This window comes from Streptosporangiales bacterium (assembly GCA_009379955.1).
In the GTDB taxonomy this organism is placed as follows: Bacteria; Actinomycetota; Actinomycetes; order Streptosporangiales; family WHST01; genus WHST01.
The window spans coordinates 1-9,522 of the sequence record WHST01000181.1; the positions used below are offsets into that span (position 1 = coordinate 1).

9 protein-coding genes are annotated in these 9,522 nt (G+C 71.3%); 6 read left to right on the top strand and 3 right to left on the bottom strand.

The annotated features are described in order from the left end of the window. Positions 1–301: 301 nt before the first annotated feature. Entirely contained in the window at positions 302–1,123 is an 822-nt protein-coding gene (locus GEV10_30750; GenBank protein ID MQA82784.1) for a CPBP family intramembrane metalloprotease, read from the top strand. Between the two features lie 212 nt (positions 1,124–1,335). Here GEV10_30750 and GEV10_30755 read toward each other — a convergent pair whose 3' ends face one another. From GEV10_30755 to GEV10_30765, 3 genes are all read right to left on the bottom strand, one after another. Further along, positions 1,336–4,569, bottom strand: coding sequence for a hypothetical protein (locus tag GEV10_30755; protein ID MQA82785.1), 3,234 nt, complete (start codon positions 4,567–4,569; stop codon positions 1,336–1,338). A 64-nt stretch (positions 4,570–4,633) separates the two neighbouring features. Next, positions 4,634–5,206, bottom strand: a complete 573-nt coding sequence (locus GEV10_30760; GenBank protein ID MQA82786.1) for a hypothetical protein — start codon at positions 5,204–5,206, stop codon at positions 4,634–4,636. Between the two features lie 5 nt (positions 5,207–5,211). Beyond that, a complete protein-coding gene (locus GEV10_30765; GenBank protein ID MQA82787.1) occupies positions 5,212–5,631 on the bottom strand; it encodes a VOC family protein in 420 nt (139 codons plus the stop codon). A gap of 103 nt (positions 5,632–5,734) precedes the next feature. On the opposite strand from GEV10_30765, the gene GEV10_30770 reads away from it, so the two are divergent. From GEV10_30770 to GEV10_30790, 5 genes are all read left to right on the top strand, one after another. Next, entirely contained in the window at positions 5,735–6,688 is a 954-nt protein-coding gene (locus tag GEV10_30770) for a WYL domain-containing protein (protein ID MQA82788.1), read from the top strand. 15 nt (positions 6,689–6,703) lie between these two features. Then, positions 6,704–7,111: a metalloregulator ArsR/SmtB family transcription factor gene (locus GEV10_30775; protein MQA82789.1), complete on the top strand. Its 408-nt coding sequence runs from the start codon at positions 6,704–6,706 to the stop codon at positions 7,109–7,111. 1 nt (position 7,112) lies between these two features. Further along, a complete protein-coding gene (locus GEV10_30780) occupies positions 7,113–8,027 on the top strand; it encodes a cation diffusion facilitator family transporter (protein ID MQA82790.1) in 915 nt (304 codons plus the stop codon). Between the two features lie 82 nt (positions 8,028–8,109). Next, complete coding sequence (locus GEV10_30785; GenBank protein MQA82791.1) at positions 8,110–8,628, top strand: pyridoxamine 5'-phosphate oxidase; 519 nt, start codon at positions 8,110–8,112, stop codon at positions 8,626–8,628. Between the two features lie 336 nt (positions 8,629–8,964). Next, on the top strand, positions 8,965–9,522 hold a 558-nt coding region (locus tag GEV10_30790; protein MQA82792.1), incomplete at its 3' end, for a DUF222 domain-containing protein.

Below are 9,522 nucleotides of genomic sequence, written 5' to 3' on the forward strand. Positions count from 1 at the left end.
CGGCCCTTCCGGCCCTTCTCACTGGAGTAGTAGTGAGGCTCGATCAACCCCACCCACGACGCCCACGGGATCGTGGCATCCATCGTCTCCAGAAACTGTTCCCGGCGGGAGACCCGTCGACGGTTGCCGTACTCGACATCAGTGAAACTGGCCTGATCGCTGCGCACACCTCATCATTCCGCGATCCCCAGCACCCAGCCAGACGGCACCCCGGACGAACCAGAAAATCAGCGCATCCCTAGCGGTACGCCATCAGGAGGTCGGTGGTGACCGTGTGCTTCGGGGAGTGGAGGGCCAGCCCGTGAGAGAACGTGTCCGCAGGCATCCGGTCGGGACGTTCTTCGCCCTCGCCTTCCTGCTGACATGGGCCGTCTGGGTCCCGCGAGCGATGGTCACCGCCGGGGTCTTCGACGGTCGACCGCTGCTGGCACTCGGCGACGTCTGGACCTACGGCCCTGCCGTCGCCGGGCTGGTGACCGCGATCCTGGTGGGCGGGCGTCGTGCACTGCGCGAGACGGCGTCGCGGCTGGTGCGCTGGCGGGTCGGCTGGCACTGGTACGCGATCGTGGTGCTCACTCCTCCCGCGTTCACCGCGATCGTGATCGGTGTCTACGCCGCGTTCGGCCGGGGTGGCGAGATCGCTCGGCCCGCCGTCCTGCGGGACGGGCTGTTGGCGGCGCTGGTGTTCTTCGTCGTCGTCGCGCTCACCGACGGCATCGGCGAGGAGACCGGCTGGCGGGGATTCGCACTGCCCCGGCTGCTCGAGCGGCACCACCCGGCATTCGCGAGCCTGGTCCTCGGCGTCTGCTGGGCGCTGTGGCACCTGCCGCTCTTCTGGACCGAGAGCGCCGTGCTGTACCACCGCCCGTTCTGGCTGTTGCTGCTCGAACTGCCGGCCGTCGCGGTGCTCTACACCTGGGTCTTCCAGCGCACCGGTGGGAGCGCCCTGCTCGCGGTGCTGTTCCACGCATCCCAGAACCTCACCGCGTTGTCGGCGGCGACGGCCGCCGCGGGTGCCGGCCTCGGTCCAGCGCTGGTGGTCGTCGGCGCGAAGTGGGCCCTCGCCGGTGCCGTGCTGGCCGCAGACCACCGCGTCGACCGTCGAGGTGACGCCGCGGGGTGAGGCCGCCTGCCCCGTGTCCGCAGTGGCGTGGACACCGCGAGTCGGGTGTTCCCACATGCTGCAGCCTATGGGAACACCCGAATCGCGATGTGCCGGCCGGCACAGCTGTCACACCGGTGGCCGGACGGACGACACTGTCCGCATCACGGCTGCCCTTCGCAGCCGGACCGTGAGGGGCACCCGACCGTGTCATGCCACGGTGAGGGTGCCGTTCACCGGTCAGGGTCCGGTGACCTACTCAGCCGGCGTGCTGCCTCGGTGACCTCGGCGGTGCCGATCGCGGTGTAGACGTCGTGGGCCCGTTGCCATTGTGCGCGTGCGGTGGTGGTGTCGCCGGCGGCGTGGTGGGCGTCGCCGAGGTGGCACAGCGTGCGTGCCTCGCGGAGCCGGTAGCCGGTCTCGCGGTGCCGCCGCAGCGCGTCGGCGCCGGTCTCGATCGCCTCGTCATGCTTGCCGAGGCCGACCAGCGCCGCGGTGAGCACGGTGAGCGCGGCGTCCTCGGTGAGACGTAGTGACCGTTCCCGCGCCCGGTCGAGGGTGCTCGTGGCGATCTCCACGGCCTTGTCGTGGTCGCCCAGGAAGACGTGGCCCCAGCCGAGGATGTCGAGCCAGCGGAAGTACAGCGGGTGGTCGGCGATCGGCTCCATCTCCGCGGCGGTCGGCACGCCGCCGCGGTCCCACTCCGCCGGCGGCACGCTCCTGACGTCGAGCTCCGCGATCACGGCACGGGCCTCCAGGAGGTTCTCCCGATGGCCGTCTCGCTCCGCGACGACCCGCGCCGCGTCCACGATCGAGCGGGCGCGGTCGTAGTCACCCGCGTCGCACAGGCAGCGCGCCAGGTCGCACCGGCAGGTGACGCTGCCGGCGCGGTGCTCCATCTCGTCGAGCAGCTCGATCCCCTGCTCGAGGTGGTCGGCGGCCTCGGCGAGACGCCCGACGCGGCGCAACGCGTACCCGAGGATGCTGTGGGCACGTGCCCTGCTCTCCGGATCGTTGGGATCGCTCTCGCGGATCATGACTTCGAGGTCGGCGACGGCTTCGGTCAACTGGCCGCGCTCCGACCGCAGCAGGCCGAGGTTCCTGGTCGTCGAGATGACACCCTCGGCGTCGCCCAGGCCCTCGAAGAGGTCACGAGCGCGGATCCCCGCCGCGATGGCGTCGTCAAGCCGGGATGAGCTGCCACTGACGACGCAGGCGCGGTGCCATGCGATGGCCTCGCCGTGGCGGTCGGCGGACTCGGCGAAGAGCACCGCCGCCTGCCGAAGCGCGTCGAGGTGCTCGTCGACACGCTCGAGTTCGTTGCGCAGGAAGCCGATCCCGAGCAGCGTCGCCGCCGCGACCCGGAGGTCTCCCTCCCGCTCGGCGAGGGGCAGGGCGACGGCGTTGGTCGCCGCGAACTCCGTCTCGTTGCCGCTGTTCTGGGCATACGCGCGCAGGGCGTCGGCGAGATGCCAGACCACGCGATACGGGCCGTGCTCGGCGCAGTGGGTGACGACCGCCGTCAGGTTGGCCAGTTCGTCGTCGACCCAGGCGAGGTCGGTACGTTCGACGAGGTCGTCGTCGGGCAGCGGCCGCGGCAGCCGGTAGTGCCTGGCGGTCTGCGGGAGCATCGCGGCGTCGACCATGCGGATGTACCAGTCGAAGAGTCGCTGCCGCGCTTCCTCCGCCGCCGCCGTGTCGTCGTCCGCGGCGCGCAGCCGCGCGTAGTCGCGGACGAGGTCGTGCATGCGGAACCGTCCGGGTCCCTGCGCGTGGACGAGGCTGGCCGAGACGAGTGCGTCGAGGCGTCGCCGCACAGCTGTCTCGCCGGTGAGCGCGGCGACGGCGTCGGCGGTGAAGTCGGCTCCGGGGATCAGGCCGAGGCGGCGGAAGAGCCGCTGGGCATCGGTGTCGAGCGCGGCGTACGACAGCTCGAACGCCGCGGTCACCGGGTGGTCGTCGCCGGCCCACAGGGTGAGGAGTCGTCCACCGCGGTCGAGGTCGGCCGCGTAGTCGGCGACGGCTTCGTCGGGGCGCAGGGCGAGGTACGCGCCCGCCACCCGTAGGGCCAGTGGCAGCCGTCCGCACAGTTCGGCGATCCGTGTCGCCGCGTCGACGTCCGCCGTCATCCGGTCGTTGTCGGTCAGCGTGGCCAGCACCGTGGTCGCGTCGTCGAGCCCGAGAGCCGCGAGAGGCAGCGCCCGGGCGCCTTCGATCGCGACGAGTGCGGGGAGCTGGTTGCGGCTGGTGATGATGACCCCGCAGCCCGGGCCGCTGGGCATGAGGGGCCGGACCTGGTCGGGGGTGGCGGCGTTGTCGAGGACGACCAGGACGCGTCGGTCGGCGAGCTGGGAGCGGTACGTGGCGGCCTGTTCGTCTTCGTCTGCTGGTATCTGGTCTCCCGGGGTGCCGAGTGCGCGGAGGAATCGGGGGAGGACGTCGGGTGCACGCAGGGCTTGTTCGGCGGAGAAGCCGCGCAGGTCGACGAACAGCTGCCCGTCGGGGAACCGTTCGGCCAGCCGGTGTCCTGCGGCGACGGCGAGCGCGGACTTGCCCACACCTGGCGGACCCGAGATCACCACCGCGGGTCGCCCCTGCCCGCCCAGCCATGACTCGACGCGTTCGATCTCGTCGTCGCGGCCGACGAAGCCGGCGGGTTCGGCCGGGAGCTGTCGCGGCACCGCCGCTGGGGTGGCAGCTGCGGGGGCCGGCGTGGGTGGGGTGTCGTGGGTGCCGGTGAGGATGGCTTGGTGGAGGTCGTGGAGTTCGGTGCCGGGGTCGATGCCGAGTTGGTCGGCGAGTCGGGTGGTGATGTCGCGGTAGGCGGCTAGTGCTTCGGTCTGTTCTCCTGCGGCGTGTTGGGCGCGCATCAGTAACGCCCACAGGCGTTCTCGTAGTGGGTGTTCCTCGACCAGTCGCTTCAGTTCGACCACGGCGTCTCGGGCGCGGCCGAGGGTGATGTCCAGGTCCAGGCATCGCTCCAGCACGCCGAGTCGCCGTTCGACCAGGCCGGCGGCCGCGTGCCGGTGCAAGACGTCGGAGGCGACGTTGCCCAACGGGTCACCGCGCCACAGCTGCAGTGCCTCGCGCAGTTGCTGTGCCGCGGCGGGCTGGTCACCACGAGACTGTGCCTGGTCGGCTTCGTCGACGAGGCGGTCGAAGTCGGCCAGGTCGAGACCGCACCGCGTCAGGTCGAGGCGGTAGCCGTGGGCGTCGCTGACGATCAGGTCGTCGCCGACGGCGCTGCGCAGCCGGTAGACGTACACCGACAGCGACTGGCGGAACGACGCGATCGGTGCGTCGCCCCACACGGCGTCGGTCAGCTGCTCGACCGACACCGACCGTCCGGCCTCGAGTAGCAGCGTGGCAAGCACCACGCGTTCCTTCGCCGCCGACACCGATACCTCACGACCGTCGCGGACCACCCGCAACGGCCCGAGCAGACCGAAGTACACGCTCACCGCCACAGTGTGGCGTGTTCGTCATTCCGAAGGGACCCGCCCGGGCCTGAGTGTGCAGGCGAGGGCACGCTCACGGACGGAGGTTCCTGGCGGCGGTCTCGACCGTGCGCTCGAGGCGCCGCCGCCTCGTCTCCGGCCGCTTGGCGCGGGAGATCCACTCGAGGATCGCCCGCCTGGTCGACGGAGGGAAGGCGTGGAAGTGACCGGCCGCCGTCTCGTCGGCGGCGAGCATCTCGCGCAGGTCGTCGGGGACGACGCCGTTCTGCGCGTCCGCGAGCAAGGTCCACGTCCCTGTGCGCTTCGCGAGGTCGACGGCCGCCTGGCCGCGCGGCGTCATGAGCCCCTGCGCGGTCAGGCGCTCGACGAGCGCACGGTTGACGTTGCTCCAGGCTCCCCGCGGGTTGCGCGGGGTGAAGCGCAGGCACCAGGACTCCGCGTCGCGCTTGCGCGCCAGGCTGTCGATCCAGCCGAAGCACAGCGCCTCCTCGATCGCCTCGTCGTGCCGCACGTTCGGAGTGCTGCTGCCGGCGTGCTGGAGGATGAGCCAGATCTCGTCGGCGGTCTCGCCGTTGTCCCGCAGCCACGCGCGCCACTGCGCACGGTCTGCCGCCTGGAAGGTGCGCGTGATCGTCGTGGTCGTCATGGTCGTCACGCCTCCGTCCTGGCGGTGCGCCGCTCGGACCAGTGCGGGTTGTTCATGATGCCGAGGACGTTGCCGAACGGGTCGACGACCGACGCGGTGTTGAAGTCGGACTCGCGCTTGGTGATCTCCTCGTACACGGTCGCGCCCAGCTCCACGAGCCTCGCGAGGGTGCCCTCGAGGTCGTCGACGTGCCAGAACATCACCGCTCCGCCCGGGGCGTTGGACGCACCCTGCGGGGCGTACTTGCGGTCGATGAAGCCGAGCTCGTCCTCGTCGTCGCCGACGCGGAACTCGATGTACGCGGGCTTCGCCGGCGGGTGGGGGAACGCGTAGTAGGCCTCCTGGCCGAGCAGCTCGGTGTACCACTCCTTGGCGGCGGTCAGGTCGTCGGCGTAGAAGCTGATGGTGGCGAAACCTCGCAACATGGGTTCTCCCTCGGGTCGGGCTGTGCCGTCGATTGGTGACGCCGTCATCATGCGCCCGTGAAGTGCTCATCGAATGAGCACTTTTTCTGAGAGAATTCCTGTCATGCGCGCGGACCGCCTGGTGGCCACCCTGCTGCTGATGCAGGCCCGCGGTCGGGTGACCGCGGCCGGGCTGGCGGCCGAGCTCGAGGTGTCCGTGGCCACCGCGCGTCGTGACCTCGAGGCGCTGTCCGCGGCCGGCGTCCCCGTCTACCCGCAGCCGGGCCGCGGCGGCGGCTGGTCGCTCGTCGGCGGCGCGCGGACCGACCTCACCGGCCTCACCTCCACCGAGGCGCGGGCGCTGTTCCTGCTCGCCGGTCCCGCGGCGTCCGGTGCCCCTGCGGTCAGGTCGGCGCTGCGCAAGCTCGTCCGCGCGCTGCCCGACACCTTCCGGGCCGACGCCGAGGCGGCGGCCGACGCGGTCGTGGTCGACCCCGCACGGTGGGGCGAGCGTGGCCGCGTACGCCCCGCGCCGGTCGACACGCTCCAGGACGCCGTGGTCCGCCGCCGCAAGGTGTCGCTGCAGTACGAGACCCGAGGCGGGCAGCGGACGCAGCGACTCGTCGACCCGTGGGGACTGGTCGACAAGGACGACGTCTGGTACCTCGTGGCCGGCACCGAGAAGGGGCAGCGGACGTTCCGCGTCGACCGCATCGCCGAGGCGGCGGTGACCGACCTCGCCGCCGAGCGGCCCGACGACTTCGAGCTGTCGCGCGAGTGGGAGCGGGTGGTCGACGAGATGGAGCAGCGCCGCTCGCTCGTCTCGGCGACGATGCTCATCTCCGCTCGGCTGCTGCCCGTCCTGCGCAGCCAGTTCGGGCGGCACTGCGAGCCCTTGGAGACGCTCGACGACGGTCGCGTCCGCGTGCGGGTCGCGGCACACCTGCCCATCGGGATCGCGCAGGAGATCGCGGGCTGGGGTGCCGCCGTCGAGGTGCTCGAGCCCGATTCCGTCAGGGCCGAGCTCGCGCGCCTCGGGTCGGAGCTCGTGGAGCGTTACGCGCGGCCGTTGACGTAGGCTACTGTTCGACATATGAGCAGTCGTTCAGATGACCAGGTGCTCGACCTGGGGTCGTGTGCCACCAAGGTGGTCGACGCCGACCGGGTCGCGGCCGTCGCCGCCCGGATGCCCGCCGACGCCGAGGTCACCGACACCGCCGACGTGCTCGGCCTGATGGCCGATCCCGGCCGGCTGCGGCTGCTGGTCGCGTTGCTGGACGGTGAGCTGTGCGTCTGCGACCTGGCCGCCGTCACCGGGTCCACGGAGTCGTCGACGTCCCACGCGCTGCGGCTGTTACGGGCGCACCGGGTCGTCGCGGTCCGCCGGTCCGGCCGGATGGCGTACTACAGCCTCGCCGACGCGCACGTGCGCTTGCTGCTCGACGTCGCGTTCGCGCACACCGAGCACACCGAGGCCGTCCACCCCGAGCGGGACGCCTGACGTGGGGCACGGACACGACCACGGCACCCTGACCGCCGAGCACGCCGGTGGCCGGCACCGGTGGCGGCTGGCCGGCGCGTTCGGGCTGATCGCCTCGTTCTTCGCCGTCGAGCTGGTCTACGGCCTGCTCTCCGGCTCGCTCGCGCTGCTGTCCGACGCCGGCCACATGGCCGCCGACGTGGTCACGCTGGCCGCGGCCCTGGCGGCGACGCGCATCGCGACGCGTCGCGACACCACGGGACGGCGCACGTACGGGTCGTACCGCGCGGAGATCTTCGCCTCGCTGCTCGCCGTGCTGACGATGCTCGGCGTCGCGGTGTACATCGTGTCCGAGGCGGTGGGTCGCGTGGGCGCCGCCGCCGAGGTGTCGTGGGGTCCGATGCTCGTGGTCGGTGCGATCGGTCTCGCCGTCAACGTCGCCGCCATGCTCCTGCTGCGCTCCGGCGCGAGCGAGAGCCTCAACGTCAGGGGCGCCTACCTCGAGGTCGTCGCCGACACCGCGGGATCCGTGGGCGTCATCGTCGCCGGCGCGCTCGTCGCGGTCACCGGACGGTCGGTCTGGGACACCGTGATCGCCCTCGCCATCGGCGCGTTCGTCGTCGTCCGTGCGGTCCTGCTCGGTCGGCAGGTGCTCGCCGTGCTCGGCCAGCACGCCCCGGCGGGCATGGACGTCGACGCGGTCACCGACGACCTCGCCGGCGTGACCGGGGTGCGGGACGTGCACGACCTGCACGTCTGGACCCTGACCTCGGGGATGAACGTCGCCACCGCCCACCTGGTCACCGTCGACGACGCGTACTCCCACGCCGTGCTCGACCGGGCCAGGGAGGTGCTGCGCGACCGCCACGGCGTCTCCCACGCGACCCTGCAGGTCGAGCCCGCCGACCACACCGGCTGCCAGGAGCTGACCTGGTGAGGCCGAGAGCGGACCGATAGCGGGCCGAAGGCGTGCGGTGGTCACGTGGGGATCGAGATTCCCCAGGACGAAGGAGACCGTCATGCCCGTCACGACACCCGTCGCCGAGCTGCTGTTCGGAGCCGAGGCCGGCACGCCGATCAGCACGGACGAGTCGACGGTGAAGCAGTGGAGCGAGGCACGCGAGTGCCTGGAGTCCGCGCCCAAGGTCTGGCTCACGACCGTACGGCCCGACGGTCGGCCGCACGTCCAGCCGGTGCTGGTGGTGTGGGTCGACGGCGTGCCGTGCTTCACGACCCGACCGGTCTCGCACAAGGCGGAGAACATCGCCGCCAACGGCCGCTGCATCGTCAGCGTGGCGAGCGAGACCCTCGACCTCGTCGTCGAGGGTCGGCCGGCCAGGATCCACGACGAGGTCGAGCTCGGACGCGTGTCAGACGCCTTCAAGGCGAAGTACGAGTGGGAGCTGACGGTGCGCGACGGCTCGGTCCACGAGGATGCTCTGCCGGGGTCGCCGGAGTACGGCTTCTACCGGGTCATGCCGACCCGCGCGTTCGGGTATGGGCCTGATGGCATGACCGCTACCCGGTGGCGGTTCTGAGGTCCTCTTTCGGGGTCGATTTCTCGGGGGCCGCTGCCTCACTCCTTTCTTGATTGTGGGGTCGCTCGTCGGGTGTCAAGAAACCGCACAACGACTTTTGTGGGATTATCGGTCTGGCGGCTTCTTGACACCCGACGGCCGACCCGGAAAAACGCGCATCTACGGGGCGAGGCAGCTCTGTGGCTGCCGCGCTTCCTAATTAGCGGCCGGTCGAGGTGCCTTTCGAGTCCCTTTCGCTGAGACCTCAGGAACCGTTATTCACCCGTGACATTAATGCGAGGACCGGTGTCCGATATTTCCCGATCTGCCGTCACCGCCAGGGTCTAGAATTGGTTTATGGACGGCGACACGACGGCGATTCCCGGGACCGCGGATGCGGTGTGGGAACACGTCTTGTCCCTGCGCGAGCAGGTCGCTGCCCTCGCTCGTACCGATCTCGGTGTCCTCGGCGACGCCGATGTCGAGGGTTTGCTCGTCGTGGTGGAGGAGGCCACGCGGATCCTGCCCGTCGCCCAGCGGGCCCTGGTGCTGCAGGTAGCCTCCCGCGGGATCGCCACGGACCGGGGCTACAAGTCGGCGGTGCCGTACCTGCGGGACCTACTGCGGGTCACCGAGGCCGACGCCGCAGCACGGGTCAAGGCGGTCGACCGGTTCCAGGCCCGCACCGCGGTCTCCGGCCAGGTGTTGCCGGCGCGGTTCCCGCGGGTCGCGGACGCGCAGGCGGCCGGGGTGCTCTCTCCCGGGCACGCGGTGGTGATCGCGGAGGCGTTGCAGAAGCTCCCCGCCGCGGTGGACGACCCGACCCGTGCCGCGGCGGAGGCCCGGCTGGTGCAGACCGCGACTGAGCTGGATCCGGCGCGGTTGCGGTGTGCGGCCAAACACCTGGGCGCGTGC

Coding starts and splice junctions, on each gene's coding strand:
- GEV10_30760 (MQA82786.1), bottom strand. CDS start 5,206: ATGACGACCACGACGATCACGCGCACCTTCCAGGCGGCAGACCGTGCG.
- GEV10_30765 (MQA82787.1), bottom strand. CDS start 5,631: ATGTTGCGAGGTTTCGCCACCATCAGCTTCTACGCCGACGACCTGACC.
- GEV10_30770 (MQA82788.1), top strand. CDS start 5,735: ATGCGCGCGGACCGCCTGGTGGCCACCCTGCTGCTGATGCAGGCCCGC.
- GEV10_30775 (MQA82789.1), top strand. CDS start 6,704: ATGAGCAGTCGTTCAGATGACCAGGTGCTCGACCTGGGGTCGTGTGCC.
- GEV10_30785 (MQA82791.1), top strand. CDS start 8,110: ATGCCCGTCACGACACCCGTCGCCGAGCTGCTGTTCGGAGCCGAGGCC.